The sequence below is a fragment of the Pseudomonas sp. TUM25319 genome (genome assembly GCF_056388475.1).
This window is the reverse complement of record NZ_CM150751.1, coordinates 1,559,430-1,578,726: the sequence shown is the minus strand read 5'-3', so window position 1 is coordinate 1,578,726 and position 19,297 is coordinate 1,559,430. Positions and strand designations below refer to the sequence as shown.

15 protein-coding genes are annotated in these 19,297 nt (G+C 65.4%); 7 read left to right on the top strand and 8 right to left on the bottom strand.

Translation table 11 applies throughout. The annotated features are described in order from the left end of the window. Positions 1–21: 21 nt before the first annotated feature. Complete coding sequence (locus AC05QJ_RS07265) at positions 22–1,368, bottom strand: HAMP domain-containing sensor histidine kinase (RefSeq protein ID WP_476746229.1); 1,347 nt, start codon at positions 1,366–1,368, stop codon at positions 22–24. Beyond that, positions 1,368–2,063, bottom strand: a complete 696-nt coding sequence (locus AC05QJ_RS07260) for a response regulator transcription factor (protein ID WP_476746228.1) — start codon at positions 2,061–2,063, stop codon at positions 1,368–1,370. The genes AC05QJ_RS07265 and AC05QJ_RS07260 overlap by 1 nt, the downstream gene beginning before the upstream one ends. A 211-nt stretch (positions 2,064–2,274) precedes the next feature. Between AC05QJ_RS07260 and AC05QJ_RS07255 the strand changes: the two genes are divergently transcribed. The 4 genes from AC05QJ_RS07255 to AC05QJ_RS07240 all read left to right on the top strand — a co-directional run bounded on the left by AC05QJ_RS07255 (position 2,275) and on the right by AC05QJ_RS07240 (position 6,475). Then, complete coding sequence (locus AC05QJ_RS07255; protein ID WP_476746227.1) at positions 2,275–2,892, top strand: glutathione S-transferase family protein; 618 nt, start codon at positions 2,275–2,277, stop codon at positions 2,890–2,892. A 33-nt stretch (positions 2,893–2,925) separates the two neighbouring features. Beyond that, a complete protein-coding gene (locus AC05QJ_RS07250) occupies positions 2,926–4,971 on the top strand; it encodes an FAD-binding oxidoreductase (protein WP_476746226.1) in 2,046 nt (681 codons plus the stop codon). Between the two features lie 27 nt (positions 4,972–4,998). Next, positions 4,999–5,463: a nuclear transport factor 2 family protein gene (locus tag AC05QJ_RS07245; protein WP_476746225.1), complete on the top strand. Its 465-nt coding sequence runs from the start codon at positions 4,999–5,001 to the stop codon at positions 5,461–5,463. Between the two features lie 115 nt (positions 5,464–5,578). Continuing rightward, positions 5,579–6,475, top strand: a complete 897-nt coding sequence (locus AC05QJ_RS07240; RefSeq protein WP_476746224.1) for a LysR family transcriptional regulator — start codon at positions 5,579–5,581, stop codon at positions 6,473–6,475. A gap of 47 nt (positions 6,476–6,522) precedes the next feature. Here AC05QJ_RS07240 and AC05QJ_RS07235 read toward each other — a convergent pair whose 3' ends face one another. The 6 genes from AC05QJ_RS07235 to AC05QJ_RS07210 form a co-directional block, all read right to left on the bottom strand. Next, a complete protein-coding gene (locus AC05QJ_RS07235) occupies positions 6,523–8,364 on the bottom strand; it encodes an amidohydrolase (protein WP_476746223.1) in 1,842 nt (613 codons plus the stop codon). A gap of 265 nt (positions 8,365–8,629) precedes the next feature. Next, on the bottom strand, positions 8,630–11,212 hold the full coding sequence (locus tag AC05QJ_RS07230; protein ID WP_476746222.1) for a membrane-targeted effector domain-containing toxin: 2,583 nt from the start codon (positions 11,210–11,212) through the stop codon (positions 8,630–8,632). Between the two features lie 111 nt (positions 11,213–11,323). Further along, on the bottom strand, positions 11,324–12,901 hold the full coding sequence (guaA, locus tag AC05QJ_RS07225) for a glutamine-hydrolyzing GMP synthase (protein WP_064301686.1): 1,578 nt from the start codon (positions 12,899–12,901) through the stop codon (positions 11,324–11,326). Between the two features lie 127 nt (positions 12,902–13,028). Next, a complete protein-coding gene (guaB, locus tag AC05QJ_RS07220; RefSeq protein WP_476746221.1) occupies positions 13,029–14,498 on the bottom strand; it encodes an IMP dehydrogenase in 1,470 nt (489 codons plus the stop codon). A gap of 85 nt (positions 14,499–14,583) precedes the next feature. Then, positions 14,584–15,141 (bottom strand): sugar ABC transporter ATPase, encoded by a 558-nt coding sequence (locus AC05QJ_RS07215; protein ID WP_476746220.1) that lies wholly within the window; start codon positions 15,139–15,141, stop codon positions 14,584–14,586. 17 nt (positions 15,142–15,158) lie between these two features. Next, positions 15,159–15,929: a sulfite exporter TauE/SafE family protein gene (locus tag AC05QJ_RS07210; protein WP_476747886.1), complete on the bottom strand. Its 771-nt coding sequence runs from the start codon at positions 15,927–15,929 to the stop codon at positions 15,159–15,161. 113 nt (positions 15,930–16,042) lie between these two features. Here AC05QJ_RS07210 and AC05QJ_RS07205 point away from each other — a divergent pair, with 113 nt between their 5' ends. The 3 genes from AC05QJ_RS07205 to AC05QJ_RS07195 are packed head-to-tail and all read left to right on the top strand — an operon-like array spanning position 16,043 to position 19,163. Further along, entirely contained in the window at positions 16,043–16,945 is a 903-nt protein-coding gene (locus AC05QJ_RS07205; RefSeq protein ID WP_476746219.1) for a LysR family transcriptional regulator, read from the top strand. Between the two features lie 9 nt (positions 16,946–16,954). Then, positions 16,955–18,334, top strand: coding sequence for an exodeoxyribonuclease VII large subunit (gene xseA, locus AC05QJ_RS07200; RefSeq protein ID WP_476746218.1), 1,380 nt, complete (start codon positions 16,955–16,957; stop codon positions 18,332–18,334). A 4-nt stretch (positions 18,335–18,338) separates the two neighbouring features. After that, a complete protein-coding gene (locus AC05QJ_RS07195) occupies positions 18,339–19,163 on the top strand; it encodes a peptidoglycan DD-metalloendopeptidase family protein (protein ID WP_476746217.1) in 825 nt (274 codons plus the stop codon). The last annotated feature ends 134 nt before the right edge of the window (positions 19,164–19,297 follow it).

Genomic DNA, 19,297 nt, shown 5'->3' with positions numbered 1-19,297 from the left:
GCTAATTGAGAGTAAAGCGCATTAACTTTCTAAACATTCCTCGCCGACCGGTAGCACCAGGTGCAGGCACAACCCCGGGTGGGTGTTGCTAGCCCAGAGCCTGCCGCCTTGCAGTTGCACGGCACGACGGGCGATCGCCAATCCCAGGCCGAAGCCGGCACCACTGCCGGAGAGCCGCTGGTAGGGCTCGAAGATACGTTCCAGGTCGGCCTCGGGTACGCCGGGGCCCTGGTCCTGAAGGCGGAAATGCCAGAGGTCGCCTTCCCGTTCCCCGTCCAGACGCACCGTGCCGCCTGGCGGCGAATGACGGATCGCGTTGCGCAGCAGGTTCTCCAGAGCCTGGGCGACGCTGTCCAGATGACCGTGAACCCAGCAATCGGCAGTAATCCCCGCAGGCAGCCGCGTGCGCGGCCAGTCGCTTTCGAAACAGGCGTCCTCGCACAGCGCCTCCCAGACCGAGAGCATCTGCACCGGCCCGCTGGGCAACTGCGGTTGCTCCGTGTCCATCCAGGCCAGGTCGAGGGTGTCTTCCAGCAGCCGCTGCATGTCGTTCACCTCGCGGTCCAGACGCTCGCGCAACTGCTCGGGCGGCACCGCGCTGTCGTGGGCGATGCGCAGCCGCGCCAGCGGCGTGCGCAACTCGTGGGACAGGGTCCGCAGCAGCAAACGCTGCTGGTCCAGGCTGCGCCGCAAGCGCCCGGCCATGTGCTCGAAGGCCTGCGCCAGTTCGCCCAGTTCGTCGCGACGCTCCTGCAGCGGCAGGCCGGGGCTGTTGAGGTCGTCGGCGCGCAAGGCGTCGGCACGATCGCGCAGACGATTGAGCGGCACCACCAGATGGCGGTACAGCACCAGCCCGAGCAACAAGGCCAGCACCGCCGGCGCCAAGCCGTGGGTGACCACATGGGTCCAGGGTGTCAGGCCGGTGGGCAGCAACCGTTCGGGCAACTGGATGACCAGACGGCCGTCTTCGGGATGCTCGGGAAACTCGATGCTGACGTAGGGCAATTCATCCTGAAGGCGCCGGCTCATGGGCCAGTCGAGCTTGCGCATGAAGGTCAGGTGGCTGGCGTCCTCGGCGCTCAAGGGCGTCGTACCGAGGCTCTGCAGCAGCGGGCCGACCAGCGCCACCCAGGTATCTTCACGCTGGGCGAGCCGCCTGCGATAGGCCTCGGCCCCCTCGGCACCGCCGTTGCGCCAGGCCTGTTCGGCCTCTTCGGCGTAGCGGGCCAGGTACTGCTGGTCCGCATTGCCGAGGAAGTAGGTGCTGCGCTCCACCGACAGCCCCCAGGTCCAGATCAGCCAGGTCAGCAGCAGACAGAAACTGACCAGGATCAGCGCCAGTTTCCACAGCAGGGGATGACGCCGCATCAGGACGCTTCCACTTCCACCAGGACATAGCCCTGGCTGCGCACCGACTGGATCTGCACATGGGCCGCGCCGATGGCAGCCAGCTTGCGGCGCAGGTTGCAGACGTGGACATCGAGACCGCGGTCCAGCCGCGTGTAGGCGCGGTGCAGTACGGTCTGGTAGAGAAACGCTTTGCTCAGCGCTTCGCCGGGGTGGGCGCGCAGGGTCGACAGCAGGCGGAATTCGGAACCGGTGAGCCCGGCGCTGCAACCTTGATACAGGACGTCCTGGCGCTCCTGGTCGAAGCTCAGCGACCCACTGTCGGCGCGCTGTTCACTGCGCCGCGTGTCCAGCGCCACCCGCCGCAACAGCGCATCGACCCGGGCGTCCAGTTCAGCGAGGCTGAAGGGCTTGGGCAGGTAGTCGTCGGCGCCACGGGTGAAGCCGCTGATGCGATCCTGTTCGGCGCCGAGAGCGGACATCAGCATCACCGGCACGGCCTGGTGCCGGCGCAGGTTGTCGAGCAGGGTCAGGCCGTCGATGCCCGGCAGCATGATGTCCAGCAGGATCAGGTCAAAGCCGCCCTGCGCCATGGCCTGTTGCGCCTCGGCACCGGTTTCGCAGGCATAAACCTGGAATCCGCGGCGCTCGAAATGCTGCTGGAGATCCTGACGCAGGTTGAGATCGTCTTCGGTGAGGAGAAGTCTGGCGGACACGGACGCTGGGCTCTGGACAGGAAGTGATTGCAATTGCGAATCATCCCACCGAGAGGTCTGCAGGAGCAACGCCTCCGGTCGCCGTCACGCTGAATTATTCCGCTGGGTGCAATAAAGAACTGCCAACAAAGCGTATTCCGCCGAAAAGCATTCAGTTCCACACTGGCTTCACGGATCGGGAATGACCCCGACCACAGCCAGGAGCCGGATCATGAAACTTCACCACCATCCCCTGTCAGGCCATGCCCATCGCGCAGTGCTGTTCGCCTCGCTGCTTGGCGTGCCCCACGAACTGATCGAAGTCGACCTGGCTGCGGCCGCCCACAAGTCGCCTGAATTCCTCAAGCTCAACCCCTTCGGCCAGATCCCGGTGCTGGAAGATGGCGATCTGGTCATCGCCGACTCCAACGCCATCCTCGTCTACCTGGCGAAGAAAGCCGGCCGCAGCGACTGGCTGCCGGAAGACGCCGCAGGCGCTGCGCGGGTGCAGCGCTGGCTGTCGGTCGCCGCCGGCGAACTGGCCTACGGCCCGGCGGCGGCGCGGCTGATCACGGTGTTCAACGCCAGCTTCAACCCCGCCGAAGTCATCGCCCGCGCCCATGTGTTGCTCGGCCGCCTGGAACAGCACCTGGCCGACCGCCAGTGGCTCGCCGCCGATCACCCGACCATCGCCGACGTCGCGATCTACAGCTATGTCGCCCGTGCACCGGAAGGCAATGTCGATCTGTCCGACTACCCGGCCGTCAATGCCTTCCTCGCCCGCGTCGAGGCATTGCCCGGCTTCGTGCCCTTTGCCCGCACCCCGGCCGGCCTGACCGCCAACGCCTGATCACCGCCGCTCCACATCACGGGAGACACGAACATGGCCGAGCACCTGAAAAAACTGTCTGTTTGGCATGAAGGCGAGCAATTCATCCAGGAAAAAGTCGGCGTCGCCGAGCGGATGGAAGGTGTCGGCCAGCGTGTCATCCGGGATTTCATGCCCGACCAGCATCGCGACTTCTACGCCCAGTTGCCCTTCATCGTACTGGGCAGCGTGGACGGCGAAGGCGATGCCTGGGCAACCTTCCTCGAAGGCGAGCCGGGCTTCATGTCCTCGCCTTCGCCCACGGCACTCGATATCCGTGCCTTGCCGGATCCACAGGACCCGGCAAGCGCGGGGATGTTCGACGGCGCCCCCGTGGGCTTGCTGGGCATCGAGATGCACACCCGCCGGCGCAATCGCATGAACGGCCTGCTGTCGCCGATCGACCAGGGATTCCGGGTGCAGGTAGACCAGAGCTTCGGCAACTGCCCGCGCTATATCCAGTTGCGGGACTTTCGTTTCGACCGTGATCCGCGCACACCGGCCACCGCTCAGCGGGAAACCTTCACCGCGTTCGATGCGGCCGCCCGCGCCTTGATCGAAAGCGCCGATGCCTTTTTCGTCGCCACCTACGCCGACCGTGATGACCGTCGCCAGATCGATGTCTCGCATCGCGGCGGCAAGCCAGGCTTTGTCCGTATCAATGACGATGGTTCGCTGACCATTCCGGATTTCAACGGCAACCTGTTCTTCTCCACCCTGGGCAATATCCACCTCAATGGCCAGGCCGGGCTGCTGTTCGTCGATTACGAAACCGGCGACCTGCTGCAGATGACCGGCGACGCCGAGGTGATCTTCGATTCCCCCGAGATTGCCGCCTTCCAGGGCGCCGAACGGCTTTGGAACTTCTCGCCGCGCAAGATCGTCCGTCGGACGGGCGGGCTCGCCCTGCGCTGGGCCTTCCAGCAGGACGGCGAGGCCGACAGCTCGCTGATGACCGGCGACTGGCGGCAGGCCGCAGAACGCCTGCGCGCCGCCGAACTCGCCAGCCAATGGCGTGCCCTGAAAGTGTCGCGGGTGGTGCAGGAAAGCGAATCGATCCGCTCGTTCCACCTGCAGGCCGACGACGGCGCCGCGCTGCTGCCTCATCTGGCGGGCCAGCACCTGCCGATTCGCGTGCGTCTTGCCGGTTCGGACAAGCCAGTGATTCGCACCTACACCCTGTCGGTTGCGCCTTCCGACGGGCTCTACCGGATCAGCGTCAAGCGCGACGGGGCGGTGTCCCGCCATCTCCACGATCACCTGCACGAAGGCGACACCCTGGAGGTCCGCGCACCGGCGGGCGACTTCACCCTCGACACCGACAGCACCCGCCCGCTGGTGCTGCTGGCGGGCGGTATCGGCATCACGCCGATGCTGGCGATGCTGCGCCACCTGCTGTTCGAGGGCGCACGCACCCAGCGGATGCGCCCGGCCACGCTGTTCTACGCGGCCCGCTCGAAGCAGGACCGCGCCTTCGACCGCGAACTGGCCGACCTGGTCGCCGCCAGCAACGGCTCGGTCAAGCTGGTCCGCGTGCTGAGCGACACCCATGACGCCGAAGCCGGCCGCGACTACGACGCCTCCGGCCGCATCGACATGCCACTGCTCGGTCGCAACCTGCCCTTCGGTGACTACGGGTTCTACCTGTGCGGCCCGCCCGCCTTCACCCAAGCGCTCTACGACGGCTTGCGCAACTACGGCATCGACGACGGGCGCATCCACGCCGAGGCCTTCGGCCCGGCGTCACTGACTCGCACGACTGCCGCGGCGGCCCCTGTGCGTCTTCCGCCAGCGACCGCGCCCGTGGCCGTGACCTTCATGGATTCGCTGAAAGAGGCGCGCTGGACGCCGGAGTCCGGGACCCTGCTGGAACTGGCCGAGGCCCGTGGCCTGTCGCCGGAATACAGCTGCCGCGAGGGCCATTGCGGCACCTGCCGTACCCGCCTGCTCAAGGGGGCGGTCACCTATATCAAGGAGCCCGGCGCCAGCGTCGGTGCCGAGGATGTACTTATCTGCTGCGCCGTCCCCACCGGCGAAGACCCGATCCAGCTTGCCCTTTGACCCATCATTCAATCAGGAGCCATTGCCATGTCACGCCCACCACTGCCCCCGTTCACCGAACAGAGCGCCCTCGAGAAAGTCCGCCTCGCCGAAGATGGCTGGAACAGCCGTGACCCGGCGCGGGTGGCCCTGGCCTACACCCTCGACACCCGCTGGCGCAACCGTGCCGAGTTCGTCAGCAACCGCGCCGAAGCCGAGGCGTTTCTCACCCGCAAGTGGAACCGCGAACTGGACTACCGCCTGATCAAGGAGCTGTGGGCCTTCACCGGCAACCGCATCGCCGTGCGCTACGCCTACGAGTACCGCGACGACAGCGGCCAGTGGTTCCGCGCCTACGGCAACGAGAACTGGGAGTTCGCCGAGGACGGCCTGATGCAGGCACGTCACGCCAGCATCAACGAACACCCGATCAGCGAGGCGCAGCGCCAGTTCCGCTGGCCCCTGGGCCGCCGTCCGGACGATCACCCGGGCCTGAGCCACTTCGGCTTCTGAACAACGATCTGGAAGGATTCGCAAAATGGCACATAATCCCGGGCACCCCGAGGGCGCTCCGGGACTCACCGGAGACGTCCATGACCTGCCCTTAACGCGAAGGAAGAACACCGGTATGGATCGTTGGCTGGCGATGCGCGTCTTCGTCAAGGTCGCCGAGACCGAGAGCTTCGCCAAAACCGCCCGGCTGATGCACATGAGCGCGCCGGCGGTCACGCGCATCGTCGCCGCGCTGGAGGACCTGGTGGGCGCGCGCCTGCTGGTGCGCACCACCCGCTCGGTGAAGACCACCGAAGCCGGCACGCATTACCTGGCGGACTGCCGGCGCATCCTGGGCGATATCGCCGACGCCGAAGCCGCGGCAGCCGGGCATTACCGCGAACCCTCCGGGACCCTGGCCATCACTGCACCGATCCTGTTCGGGCAGATGCATGTGCTGCCGATCGTCACCGAATACCTCGACACCTACCCTGCCATGCACGCACGGACGCTGTTCATCGATCGTCAGGTCAACATCGTCGAGGAGGGCCTGGACCTTGCCCTGCGCATCGGCCACCTGGCGGACTCGGGACTGACGGCGGTGCGTGTGGGCGCTGTGCGCCATGTCATCTGCGGGTCGCCGCGCTACTTCGAGACCCACGGCGTTCCCGCCTCCCCCGCCGACCTCAGGCAGCACCGCATCGTCGCCTCCAACAGTTCCTGGGCTTCGCCGGAATGGCGCTTCGCCGGTGGCCAGCGCATCAGCATCGACCCGGCCTTGCAGTGCAACACCAACCAGGCCGTGATCGACACCGCCCGCTCGGGCTGGGGCCTGACCCGGGTGCTGCACTACCAGATCGGGGCGGCGTTGCTCGCAGGGGAATTGCAGGTGGTGCTGGAAGCATTCGAGGAGCCGCCGCTGCCGATCCATCTGGTGTACCCGGAAGGACGCCAGGCGCCGGCCAAGGTCAGGGCATTCGTCGATATGGCAGTGTCGCGGCTGCGGGGTAATCCGCTGTTCGGCGAGGAATGAAGCACTTCGGCGCCATGACGGCGCCGAAGTAGTGGAAGCACAGGTCGTTACAGCAGGACCGAATGCACCTTGCTGCCGTTCACCCAGGTCTCCAGTACCGGGATGTCACGCATGCCCGCTGCGGACGGATCGGTCCACTGCAACGGGTCTTTCCCCAGAATCACCAGGTCGGCCTGCTTGCCCTCGAGCAGCGAACCGATCTGATGATCGAGGTGGCATTGCCACGCCGCATCGATGGTCACCGCCCGCAGCGCCTGACGGACGTCGATGCATTCGTGTTCGTTGAGCACCCGGTTGACGCCCTTGGGCGCGTGCTTCAAGGCTTCCATCACGCGGCCAACAGCCTGTTCCATGTAGCGCAGCGGCCCGAACGGCGTGACGAAACGGTCGCTGTGCAGGCTGATGCGCAAACCCGCCTTCAACGACGATGCGCAACGGTCCAGCAGGTCCGCACGCTCGGTACCGAGGATGGTTTCCTTGAACGCGTTACCCCAGTAGCCGACGTGTCCGATCAGGAAGCTCGGCGAAATCGCCATCCGCTTCATCAGGCCGATCGCATCGTCATGGAGCAGCGAGCAGTGCTCGATGCGGTGGCGCTGGGCAGCCCAGGCCGGCTCGGTGGGGAACGGACGCTTCGGCGCCGGCGGCGGGGGTACCTTGCTCAGCGCGGTCTGGTAGGCAGCCAGCACGTTGCTGATGGCCTCGTCGCCGTTGGCATGGGTCAGAATCGGCCAGCCGGCGCTGGTTACCACGGCCATCACGTCCGCCAGTTTCCTCACCGGATCGAAGTTGAACAGGCCATAGGCGCCGACGCCCGGCACACTGTGCTCTTCGCAGCATTGATACGGCACGCTCTGCAGCCCGGTCAGGCCCTGGTTGGAGCCGTCAGCGATCAGCTTGATCGCACGCAGGGTGAACAGGCTGTTGGCATCGCTGGACAGCTCGGGCTGGTAGCAGTTGACCCAGGTCATCAGGTCATTGCTGTTGCCATACAGCGCACCGCCGACACGGACCGTCATCGTTGGGGTTTGCGCCAGGGCCTTCATCAGAGTGACTTCCTTCGGCCCCTGGAACAACCCGATGCTGGCATCGAACACGGTGGTGATACCGCGCTCGTTCGCCTCGCGGAACACCGTCTGCAGGCCTTCGAGGATCTGCGCGTCGGTCACCGGAGGCATCACGCCCAGCATGGCCTGGGACTGGTCCTCGGTCAGCACCCCGTCCGGGAACTGCTTGTCGAGACCGGCCGCCTGCAGAGCAGGAGTGTTGGCGTAGCTGATGTGACCGGAGGCATTGAGCAGGAAGATCTTGACCTCGGTACTGATACCGTCGAGGAATCTGGCATCGATATCGGTCCATTCGGTCATCAGCGACGGGTCGATGCCATAACCGCGCACCCAGGCCTGGGGCGGGGTTTTCGCCAAGGCGTCGGTGACGGCTGTACGCAGCCGGGTCTCGATTTCCTTGATGTCATAGCCGGTGTTCAGGTTCTGCCCGTCGAGTGCCGAGAGGTCCGTCCAACTGCTGATGATCGCCGTCGACAGCAGGTGTGCGTGGGGGTCGATCAAGCCAGGCAGCAGCGTCTCGCCGGCCGACAGCGGACGCTCGACCGGGCCGAACCCGGTCATGACATCGCGCACGTAAGTCAGGTCGCCGCTGGCGATGACTTCGCCGTTGGCGATGCCAAGTGCTTCGACGGTCTGGTCGGGATGCTCGGGGTCGGGATAGATGTTGCCGCCATGAAAGATCACGGCCTGTTGCGGGCCTCTGGAGCCCGGTTGCGGAGCCGCGCCCGCCAGCAGGTTTTGCCAGTCCTGATGATCGTGCTCGTAAGCCGGCAGCATGTGGGCACTGCAGCAGGCACAACCGAAGTGATGACGTTCCGACATGATGATTCCTTTCTGTCCGTAGGTAGGGTCTCTGAAATGACATTCAGCATCGCAGGGCATGTCGATCGGCAGCCCGGCCCCGGTGACGCTCTCCGGCGCCAGCCTGGCGGGCTGCGGTGTTGCAGGAAACGCGACGAGAATTGCGGCAGAAGCGCCACAAGAGGTGCGGCGGGAGCTGGAGGGTCATCCTGGCCCCTGCCCACACGCCGATGTAACTTAGCATTACTGAATGACGGTTGTATGCCGCCCCGCCGACGTATGGCAGCTATGGCTGAAACACCCCCGGTGGCGCCAGCGACGGATCGAGGTACTCAAAGGGTTCGGCACGCGTCTGCACTGCCAGGCGCCAGTCGGCACGTACCACACCGTCCGGTTTGCCCATCGACGGCAGATAGTATTCGCCAGGGTCCAGGGTCATGTTGGTGGCCTGGCCCGCCCCGGCATCGACAATGCGCAGGCCGGTCACATCGGTCAGTTGCGCCAGGCCAGGCACGCCCTTGTAAGTGCTGACATGGCTGTCGCCGACCAGCGCAACCCACTTGCCGCTGCCCGGCGCGGCCTGGTTCAAGCCGATCTGGCGGCTGGCAAAGGCACTGAACAGACGATGGCGTAGCGTCCCGCCCAGGTGCTCCAGCCCGTCGAGGCGATAGCTCGCCGCACAATCCAGCGCCACCACCCTGATGCCGTTGGCTTGTGCAGCCTGGACCAGGCGGGTGAAGGTGTACTGGCCCCGAGGGTCGGTGCGGTGGCCCAGGTCGAGGTCACGCAGGTAGTCCTGCAGCGACGCCGGCATTCGCCCGCCGGTGGCGAACTGGTCCAGTTCGAGCTGATGCAGGTCACTCATCAGGTGCTCCAGATAGAACGTGTCGACGCCGCGCCGCGCCAGCGCCGGCAGGTTCTCCATCAGAAAGCGCTTGCTCGCGATGGACTGGTGAGACTCGCCGATCACCACACCGGGCGCATTGTCGAACATCCGCCGGAACGCGACGTCGGCGGGCAGTTCCGGATCAGGGGCAAACAAGGCGCTGCGTGCCGGTATGCCGGGCATTTCGTCGATGAAGCGGGTGGCATCCTCGATCAGCCCCGCGCGCAGACGCAGCAGACTTTCGAGCACCGGATTCAGATGAAACGCCGGGTCGTAGAAGTCGCCGCCCAGCGCCCGCCGAAACTGTGCGCCGAGCAGTTCCCTGACGGCCTCGCGGGCCGTCGGCGGTACTTCATACTCACCGACCGGCACATCGAATTCGCCGTAGTCGAGCACCACACGCGGCGCCGGCGCGACACGGCTGAAGCAAGGGCCACCACCGCGTACGCAGGCACCGTCGACCTGCTCCCACTCCAGGGCCTGGTTCAACCTGACCGGATAGTTGCCGTAGAACGAGAATGGCCGCTCGGGGTCGACCACCAGCCAGCAAGCCAGGCGCTCGTCGTAGCGCACGGCATAGAGCCCGCCATTCATTCGAATGAATTGCCCACTGTCCGTTGTCAGCACTCCGCGGGCGTCCGCCAGCAGCGGCGCCTGCCTTGGAACCACCAGCGGCGCCTGCACCCGCTTGAGGGCCGACGCGGGCGCCCGGACCAACGGAATCAGCAGCAATGCATTGAGCAACAAGGCGATCGCGCCAGTGATCGCATTGACGATGCCGGCCCTGCGTTCGCCGGGGTCATGGGCGTTGACAGCCTGGTTGACGTTCAGCCCGAGTTCGGCGATCCCGGCAATGACCGCCACTACCGCCAACGGCCAGCCCATGGGAAGAAACGGCGAGGCCAGACGCAGGCCGACGCGCAGGTAACCGATCCACATCTGTTGGCGAAGCTCGGCGTTGGAATGCAACAACAGGTCGGCCTGCCCGAACATCTGCAACTGCACCTGGCGGGTCAGCCAGGCGCAACTGTCGCCCTGCATCCGGCGCAAACGCACCTGAGCGACGAATTCGGCCAACGGCCTGGCGGCCCACTGGACGAACTGATGCAGAAGGCTTTCGCTCTTTTCGGCAGCGACCATGCCGGCATGCCCGAGCAAGCGCAGGCGCAGGGCCTCGTCCGCCAGTTGGCCATGCAGCCAGGCACACAACGACGCCTCATCGGCAAAATACTCGAAAGCTCGCTCCTGCCCCGCCAGATACAGGACCAGGCCGCCCGCAGGCAGCCACAGGCAGAAAACATTGACCAGATCGACGCCCAGCACACTCACCGCACCAAAGCACACCCCGCGCAGCGGCGGTCGCACGCTCTCCAGTTCAGCGAGCGTCAACGCCAGTGGCTGGTCGACGCCCAGGCCGTCGAAGACGCCTTGCAACTGCGCGGGCGTCAGTTGTCCGTTGGCACAGGCGGAAACGGCCGATGCCAGGGCCATGATACGGATCGACGTGCGCACTTCACCGTGGTCGGTTTGCCAATACGCACTCAGTTGCTGGCGGTACTGTGCGGCGAAATCGACATCCCACAGCGCATACAAGACCTTTTGCGGCAACAGGCGGATCTCGTTGCGCTCGTCATAGGACTGCGCCTGCGGACCGTCGCGGTAGAAACCACTGTTGCTGTTCAGTAGGTCCGAGTTGTCCTGGTCGTGGGCGTTGAAACGGCGCACCAGCAATTGGGTGAAGGTCATGCTTTCGACCGGCACGCCGCCATGACGAAAGCCGGTGAAGGTCAGCGAACTGGTGGCCGACCACTTGAAGCGATGCCACCAGATCAGATCCGGGTCATCGCTGATGTCCATGCTGCGCAGTATTCCCACCGCCGCCGCATGGGCCTTGTCATGCAGGTTGGGCAGGGTGTCGACGGTCTGCGCAGCCAGGGCTTCGAGCTTGCCGCGCAGTTGCTCGAGAGCAGGAGAAGAGTCCATGGATAAGCCTCCGTGTGGGTGGAGGCAATACTTTGGCCAGCCGGCCCGGCGGGTTGAACCGGGATACATCAGCCCATGAAAAAGGGCACCCGGAGGCGCCCTTGTTTCACATCATTCCCACTCGATCGTCGCCGGCGGCTTGCTCGACACGTCGTAGGTCACCCGCGAGATACCTTCGATCTCGTTGATGATCCGGCCGCTGACGGTTTCCAGCAGCTCGTACGGCAGGTGCGCCCAGCGTGCGGTCATGAAGTCCACAGTCTCGACGGCACGCAGTGCCACGACCCAGGCGTAGCGACGGCCATCACCGACCACCCCCACCGATTTCACCGGCTGGAACACCACGAAGGCCTGGCTGGTCTTGTGGTACCAGTCGGCTTTGCGCAGTTCTTCGATGAAGATGTGGTCGGCACGACGCAGCAGGTCGGCGTATTCCTTCTTCACTTCGCCGAGGATGCGCACGCCCAGGCCCGGGCCCGGGAACGGGTGGCGGTAGACCATGTCGTACGGCAGGCCCAGCTCCAGGCCGATCTTGCGCACTTCGTCCTTGAACAGCTCACGCAGCGGCTCGACCAGCTTGAGGTTCATTTCCTCAGGCAGGCCACCGACGTTGTGGTGGGACTTGATCACGTGGGCCTTGCCGCTCTTGGCGCCAGCCGACTCGATCACGTCGGGGTAGATGGTGCCTTGGGCGAGGAACTGGATGTTTTCCAGTTTGCTGGCTTCGGCATCGAACACGTCGATGAAAGTGCGACCGATGATCTTGCGCTTCTTCTCCGGATCGCTTTCGCCGGCCAGGTTGCCGAGGAACTGGGCTTCGGCATCGGCGCGGATGACCTTGACGCCCATGTTCTCCTTGAACATGGCCATGACCTGGTCACCTTCGTGCAGGCGCAGCAGGCCGTTGTCGACGAAGACGCAGGTCAGCTGGTCGCCGATGGCGCGGTGCAGCAGCGCGGCAACTACCGAGGAGTCGACACCGCCGGACAGGCCCAGCAGCACGTTGGCCGAACCGACCTGCTCGCGAACCTGAGCGATGGCGTCCTCGACGATGTTGGAGGCGGTCCACAGGGCTTCGCAGCCACAGATGTCGAGGATGAAGCGGGACAGGATGCGACCGCCCTGCTTGGTGTGGGTCACTTCCGGGTGGAACTGCACGCCGTAGTAGCCGCGGGCGTCGTCGAACATGCCGGCGATCGGGCAGCTCGGGGTGCTGGCCAGTACGTGGAAGTCCTGCGGCATGCGGGTGACCTTGTCACCGTGGCTCATCCACACGTCCAGGCCGAGAACGCCGTCGTCGTCGACATGGTCTTCGATGCCGTCGAGCAGGCGGCTCTTGCCGACCACGTCAACGCGGGCATAACCGAATTCGCGCAGGTCGGAACCTTCAACCTTGCCGCCCATCTGCTCGGCCATGGTCTGCATGCCGTAGCAGATGCCCAGTACCGGTACGTTCAGGTCGAACACCGCCTGCGGCGCGCGCGGGCTGTTGGCTTCGTGGACGGACTCGGGGCCGCCGGCGAGGATGATCCCGCGCGGGTTGAAGGCGCGGATCGCTTCATCGTCCATGTCGAACGGGTGCAGTTCGCAGTACACGCCGATTTCGCGCACGCGGCGGGCAATCAGCTGGGTGTACTGGGAACCGAAGTCGAGAATCAGGATACGGTGAGCGTGAATGTCGAGGGCCATGACTCAATCTCTGATGCAGCTGCAAGCTTCAAGTCGCAAGCTGCAAGTTGATCTGGGGGGAACGCGGTAGTTGCTGCGGGGCAACTACCGCTTGAAGCTGAAAGCTTGTAACTTGCCGCTGGAGGCGTCAGCCGACCCGGTAGTTTGGCGCTTCCTTGGTGATCTGTACGTCATGCACGTGGGACTCGGCCATGCCGGCACCGGTGATGCGCACGAACTCGGGCTTGGTGCGCATCTCTTCGATGTTGGCGCTACCGGTGTAGCCCATCGAGGAGCGCAGGCCGCCCATCAGCTGGTGGATGATCGCGGCCAGTGCGCCCTTGTAGGGAACGCGGCCTTCGATGCCTTCCGGAACCAGTTTCTCGGCGCCGGCCGAGGAGTCCTGGAAGTAACGGTCCGAGGAGCCCTGGGCCTGAGCCATGGCGCCCAACGAGCCCATGCCGCGGTATGCCTTGTAGGAACGGCCCTGGAACAGTTCGACTTCGCCCGGTGCTTCTTCGGTACCGGCGAACATCGAGCCCATCATCACGCACGAGGCGCCAGCGACGATGGCCTTGGACAGGTCACCGGAGAAGCGGATGCCGCCGTCGGCGATCAGCGGGACGCCGGTGCCTTCGAGGGCTTCGGCAACGTTGGCGATGGCGCTGATCTGCGGCACGCCGACACCGGCGACGATACGGGTGGTGCAGATCGAGCCCGGGCCGATACCGACCTTAACCGCGTCGGCGCCGGCTTCAGCCAGGGCCTTGGCGGCGGCGCCGGTGGCGATGTTGCCGCCGATCACCTGCACTTGCGGGAAGTTTTCCTTGACCCAGCGAACGCGGTCGATCACGCCCTTGGAGTGACCGTGGGCGGTGTCGACCACCACCACGTCAACGCCTGCAGCGACCAGGGCCGCAACGCGCTCGGCGGTGTCCTTGCCGGTACCGACGGCGGCGCCGACGCGCAGACGACCCTGGTCGTCCTTGCTGGCCAGCGGGTAGGCCTTGGCTTTTTCGATGTCCTTGACGGTCATCATGCCCTTCAGGTTGAAGTCGGCATCGACGATCAGGACTTTTTCCAGGCGATGCTTGTGCAGCAGCTCGCGGACTTCGTTCTTGTCGGCGCCTTCCCGGACGGTGACCAGACGCTCTTTGGGCGTCATCACTTCGCGCACGGTGGCGTCCAGACGGGATTCGAAACGCACGTCACGGGAGGTGACGATACCGACCAGGTCGCCGTTGTGCAGCACCGGTACGCCGGAGATGTTGTTCAGGCGGGTCAGCTCGAACAGGTCGCGCACGGTGGCGTCGGCGTCGATGGTGATCGGGTCCTTGACCACGCCGGCCTCGAACTTCTTGACCTTGCGCACTTCGCTGGCCTGTTGCTCGACGGTCATGTTCTTGTGGATGATGCCGATGCCGCCTTCCTGTGCCATGGCGATGGCCAGGCGGGCTTCGGTCACGGTATCCATGGCGGCGGAAACCAACGGAATGTTCAGCTCGATGCCACGGGTCAAACGGGTCTTGAGACTGACTTCGTTGGGAAGTACCTCGGAATAGCCAGGTACAAGGAGAATGTCGTCGAAGGTCAGGGCTTCTTGGCTGATACGCAGCATCGCGGGGGCTCCCGGGCGGGAAAAATGGAAGCGCGCCATTATACTCATGCGCGCCAGTTCGCTCAATGTAAAGATGGGCCTTCGGTCAGTTGCCCGAACGCTTCACCCGCACCACCGCCACCGGCTGATCCAGCCAGTCGGCGAAGTCGTCGAGGAAGGATTGCCGGAAACCGGCCTCGGCCCACCCATTGAAGATGAAACCCAGGTTGGAAAAGGCACACGGCTGCAGGAACAGAAAGCCGTTGATGTCGTCTTCATGGCCGCATTCGGGGCAGGTGAAGTTGTCGGTCTGCGCCGGCATCCACTCTTCCAGGCTGTCGAACAGTGCCTCGCCTATTTCCTGGCGGCACTCGGGGCAGCCCGCCTCTTCGAGGAAGTCGTCCAGCGGCGTATAGATGCAGCGTTTGGTGATGACTTCCAGGCCGTTGATGCGCTTGCCGTACGGCAGCAGTTCCGGCCGCTCCACCACCTTGCGTGCACCTTCGCCGATGGCGTGCCCCATGCGGTTGCCGCTGAAGCCGCAGGTGCTGAGCCCTTCCTCGACGATCTTCTCGCGCACCAGCCAGCGCAGGATGGCCCGCGCACGGGCTTCGTGCACGGGAATGGTGGACATGCGGGGAACGATGATGCTCTGGATGATCATGACAACAGCCGGGGTGCTCAAAGCGCCCAGTTTACCTCACTGAGGTAGCGGCCGATCAGGGCAATGCCGCTGCACAGCACCAGCCAGGTCACCAGCCGCACGAAGGCTTCCCGGGACATGTTCAGGGTCAGCCGGCGACCGATGCGCAGGCCGAGGAACATCACCGGCAACAGGCACACGGCGAGCAGCAGCAACGGCCAGTCGGCGTACACCCCGGCGACCAGGAACAGGCTCAGGCGCACCACCGTGCTGCAACTGATCAGCGCGCTCTGGGTGGCCCGCGCCTGCTCGGTGGAAGACAGGCGGGCATTGAGGTACAGCGCATACAGAAAGCCGCCGCTGCCGAACAGCGCGCCGAACAGCCCACCCACCGTACCCGCCGGCACCGCCCAGGCCGGCGCCAGATTGGCCGGCTTGACCTTCACCGCCAGGCTGTACAGCGCGTAGGCAGTGACGAACAGCCCCATCAGCAGCATCAGCACATCGGCCTTGAGCTGCAGCAGGAAGATCACCCCCAGCGTGCAGCCCAGCGCCATGAACGGCAGCAAGCGCAGCAGTTCGCTCCGGGCCACCGCCTTGCGCGCCGGCAGCCAGTTGCCAAAGGCGGCAACGAAATCCAGCAGCACCAGCAGCGGGATGATCCGCGACAGCGGCATGAAATTGATCAGTACCGGCCCGGCCACCAGCGCAGTACCGAACCCGGCAATGCCGAACACCACATAGGCAGCCGCCACGCCAAGCAGGATCGGCAGCCAGTCAATCATCGAAAACGGCAGTTGGGCGAACAGGTCCGACAACATCGAGACAGCACCTCATGGATTTTTCCGACACCTTACCCAGCCATCACCCATGCCGACTAATATGCAATATCGCCATCAGCCATCTCGAAACGGCATAGCTCATGATTTCCACACGTCAACTGCGTTACTTCGTCGAGATCGCCGAAAGCGGCAGCTTCAGCGCCGCCGCCGAACGCCTGTACATCGCCCAGTCGGCCCTCAGCCGGCAGATCCGCGAACTGGAACAGCAACTGGACACCGCGCTGTTCGAGCGCACCGCCCGCCAGCCGCGCCTGACCGCTGCTGGCGCAGCCTTCCTGCCTCGGGCCCGACAGGTGCTGCAGGACCTCGACAAAGCCGGAACCCTTGCCCGCGAAGTCGGCCAGGGCCTGCGCGGCAGCCTGCGCCTGAGCCATTCCAGCACCGTACCGCTGACCGGCACCCTGCTCCAGCGCCTGGGCGGGTACCTGCGGGAGAACGCCGGCGTGTCGATGGAGATCGCCCAGCTGTCCTCGGAAGGCCAACTGGAGGAACTGGCCGAGGGGCGCCTGGACATCGGCCTGCTGCGCCTGCCCGTCCTGCGCCAGCACCAGGGCCTGTGCGTAGAGCCGCTATTCGAAGAGCCGCTGTTGCTGGCCGTCGCCGACAGCCACCCACTGGCCGGACACGACAGCGTGCACCTGGCGGACCTGGGTGAAGAGCCGTTCATCTCCATCCCCCACCGCCAGCGTGGCGGCCTGAGCTACCTGTCGGCGGAGCTGTGCATGGCCGCCGGTTTCTTCCCCCGACCGGCGCGAGTGGTATCGCGCAAGACCACTCAGTTGCAGCTGATCCAGGCCGGCTTCGGCGTTGCCCTGTTGCCGCGTTGCATGCAGGACATCGCCCCGGCCTCGCTGCGCTTCATCCCGCTGGCCGACCCGCGTTGCATCAGCACGGTCGCCATCGCCTATCGGCGTGATGCCGGGCCGCTGGTCAGGCAATTCCTCAGCCACATGCACGACACCCCGCCTCGCGATCCTTTATAGTGCCACCCCATGATCAGAGACCCTTTCGAACGCCTCGGCCTGGACCGTGAAGTCCTCACGGTCAGCCAACTCAACGGCCGCGCCCGCGTGCTGCTGGAAGATGTCTTCAGCAGCATCTGGGTCGAGGGCGAGATATCCAATCTCGCCCGCCCGGCTTCCGGCCACGTCTATTTCACCCTCAAGGACAGCGGCGCCCAGGTGCGCTGCGCGCTGTTTCGCAACAACGCCGCGCGGGTGCGCCAGGCGTTGCGTGATGGACTGGCGGTCAAGGTGCGCGGCAAGGTTTCGCTGTTCGAAGGCCGCGGCGACTATCAACTGATCCTCGACACCGTCGAGCCGGCCGGCGACGGCGCGCTGCGCCTGGCCTTCGAGGCCCTGAAGGAAAAGCTCGGCGCCGAAGGCCTGTTCGCCGCCGAACGCAAGCGCGCCCTGCCCGCTCATCCCCAGCGCATCGGCATCATCAGCTCGCCTACCGGCGCGGTGATCCGCGACATCATCAGTGTGTTCCGCCGTCGCGCCCCACAGGTGGAGCTGAACCTGATCCCCACTGCCGTGCAGGGCCGCGAAGCCATCGGGCAGATCGTCCGCGCCCTGCAGAAGGCCGACGCCCAAGGCTTCGACGCACTGATCCTGGCCCGTGGCGGCGGTTCGCTGGAAGACCTCTGGTGCTTCAACGAAGAACCGGTGGCACGGGCCATCGCCGCCTGCGTGACGCCCATCGTCAGCGCCGTCGGCCATGAAACCGACGTATCCATCAGTGACTTCGTCGCCGATGTCCGCGCGCCCACGCCGTCAGCCGCTGCCGAGCTGCTGGCGCCGGACAGCAGCGACCTGCAACGCCGCCTCGAAAGCCTGCAACGCCGTCTGCTACTGCGGATCCAGAGCCGCCTGGCCCACGACCGCCTGCGCCTCGACAGCCTGACCCGGCGCCTGCGTCATCCCGGCGAACGCCTGCGCCAGCAGGCCCAGCGCCTGGACGACCTGGACATGCGCCTGCGCCGCGCCTTCGAGCAGCGGCTCAACCAGCGCCGCGAGCGCCTGGCACGCCTCGACACCCGCCTGGCTGCGCAGCACCCCGGCCGCACCCTGGCCTTGCTCAAGCAGCGTCTCGACAACCTCGCCGAGCGCCTGCCACGGGCCATGCGCGAAACCCTCAAGGGTCGCCGCCAGCAACTTCAGGCTCAGGTGCAGATGCTCGAAGTGGTCAGCCCGCTGGCGACCCTCGGCCGCGGCTACAGCATCCTCCTCGATGAGCGCGGCCAGGCGATCCGCAGCGCCGCCCAGACCCAGAACGGCCAGCGCCTGAAGGCCCGCCTGGGCGAAGGCGAATTGCTGGTGCGGGTCGAAGACAATCACCAGACGCCGGTCACGCTCTCTCTACTGGACTGAACCCATGCCAAGACTGTTCGCCTCGCTGCTCCTGCTGTGCCTGACCTTCGCCAGCAGTGCCCACGCCAGCTACATCACCCGCCAGTTGAACAAGCCGGTGCCCGGTGGTGTTGCCGTGGTCGATCTCGGCCCGTCGGCCCAGCCGCTGACCGCCCGCTTCGACGGCAAACCGGTACTGGTGGTGAGGGAGCAGGACAACTGGCTGGCCATCGTCGGCATCCCGCTGACCCAGAAACCCGGCAGCGCCAGCCTGGTCCAGGGCAACCGCACCCTGACCTTCAGCGTCGGCAGCAAGAAGTACCAGGAGCAGCACATCACCCTGAAGAACCAGCGCCAGGTCAACCCCAACCCCGCCGATCTCAAGCGCATCGACGCCGAGCTGGCCGAGCAGCTGAAGGCCTACCGCAGCTTCAGCCCCGGCACCCCGAGCAACCTGATCCTCGACAAGCCGGTCAGCGGCCCGCTGTCGAGCCGCTTCGGGGTGCGCCGCTTCTTCAACGGCGAAGAACGCAACCCGCATTCCGGCCTGGACTTCGCCGTGCCCGCCGGCACGCCGATCAAGACGCCGGCCAACGGCAAGGTGATCCTCACCGGCAACTACTTCTTCAACGGCAATACGGTGTTCGTCGACCATGGCCAGGGCTTCATCAGCATGTTCTGCCACCTGTCGAAGATCGACGTGAAGCCCGGTCAGGTACTGACGCGCGGCGCCGTGGTCGGCAAGGTCGGCGCCACCGGCCGCGCCACCGGGCCACACATGCACTGGAACGTCAGCCTCAACGATGCGCGGGTGGATCCGGCGATTTTCATCGGCGCCTTCCAGCCCTGACCGGCAAGCGAGACGGCGCACTTGCGCCAATCCAAAAGACCGCGCAATAGGCGCGGTCTTTTTCGTTGCGAAGCGCGATTAAATGCCGATAAAAAGCTGTTTCCGCACATTTCTATCAAATTTTCCCAGGTGCT

What these genes read in the sequence shown, in the direction of transcription:
- AC05QJ_RS07245 (WP_476746225.1), top strand. Translation starts at nt 4,999, where the DNA reads ATGTCACGCCCACCACTGCCCCCGTTCACCGAACAGAGCGCCCTCGAG.
- AC05QJ_RS07205 (WP_476746219.1), top strand. Translation starts at nt 16,043, where the DNA reads ATGATTTCCACACGTCAACTGCGTTACTTCGTCGAGATCGCCGAAAGC.
- AC05QJ_RS07235 (WP_476746223.1), bottom strand. Translation starts at nt 8,364, where the DNA reads ATGTCGGAACGTCATCACTTCGGTTGTGCCTGCTGCAGTGCCCACATG.
- AC05QJ_RS07265 (WP_476746229.1), bottom strand. Translation starts at nt 1,368, where the DNA reads ATGCGGCGTCATCCCCTGCTGTGGAAACTGGCGCTGATCCTGGTCAGT.
- AC05QJ_RS07255 (WP_476746227.1), top strand. Translation starts at nt 2,275, where the DNA reads ATGAAACTTCACCACCATCCCCTGTCAGGCCATGCCCATCGCGCAGTG.
- xseA (WP_476746218.1), top strand. Translation starts at nt 16,955, where the DNA reads ATGATCAGAGACCCTTTCGAACGCCTCGGCCTGGACCGTGAAGTCCTC.
- guaA (WP_064301686.1), bottom strand. Translation starts at nt 12,901, where the DNA reads ATGGCCCTCGACATTCACGCTCACCGTATCCTGATTCTCGACTTCGGT.
- AC05QJ_RS07230 (WP_476746222.1), bottom strand. Translation starts at nt 11,212, where the DNA reads ATGGACTCTTCTCCTGCTCTCGAGCAACTGCGCGGCAAGCTCGAAGCC.
- AC05QJ_RS07195 (WP_476746217.1), top strand. Translation starts at nt 18,339, where the DNA reads ATGCCAAGACTGTTCGCCTCGCTGCTCCTGCTGTGCCTGACCTTCGCC.
- AC05QJ_RS07215 (WP_476746220.1), bottom strand. Translation starts at nt 15,141, where the DNA reads ATGATCATCCAGAGCATCATCGTTCCCCGCATGTCCACCATTCCCGTG.
- AC05QJ_RS07240 (WP_476746224.1), top strand. Translation starts at nt 5,579, where the DNA reads ATGGATCGTTGGCTGGCGATGCGCGTCTTCGTCAAGGTCGCCGAGACC.
- guaB (WP_476746221.1), bottom strand. Translation starts at nt 14,498, where the DNA reads ATGCTGCGTATCAGCCAAGAAGCCCTGACCTTCGACGACATTCTCCTT.
- AC05QJ_RS07250 (WP_476746226.1), top strand. Translation starts at nt 2,926, where the DNA reads ATGGCCGAGCACCTGAAAAAACTGTCTGTTTGGCATGAAGGCGAGCAA.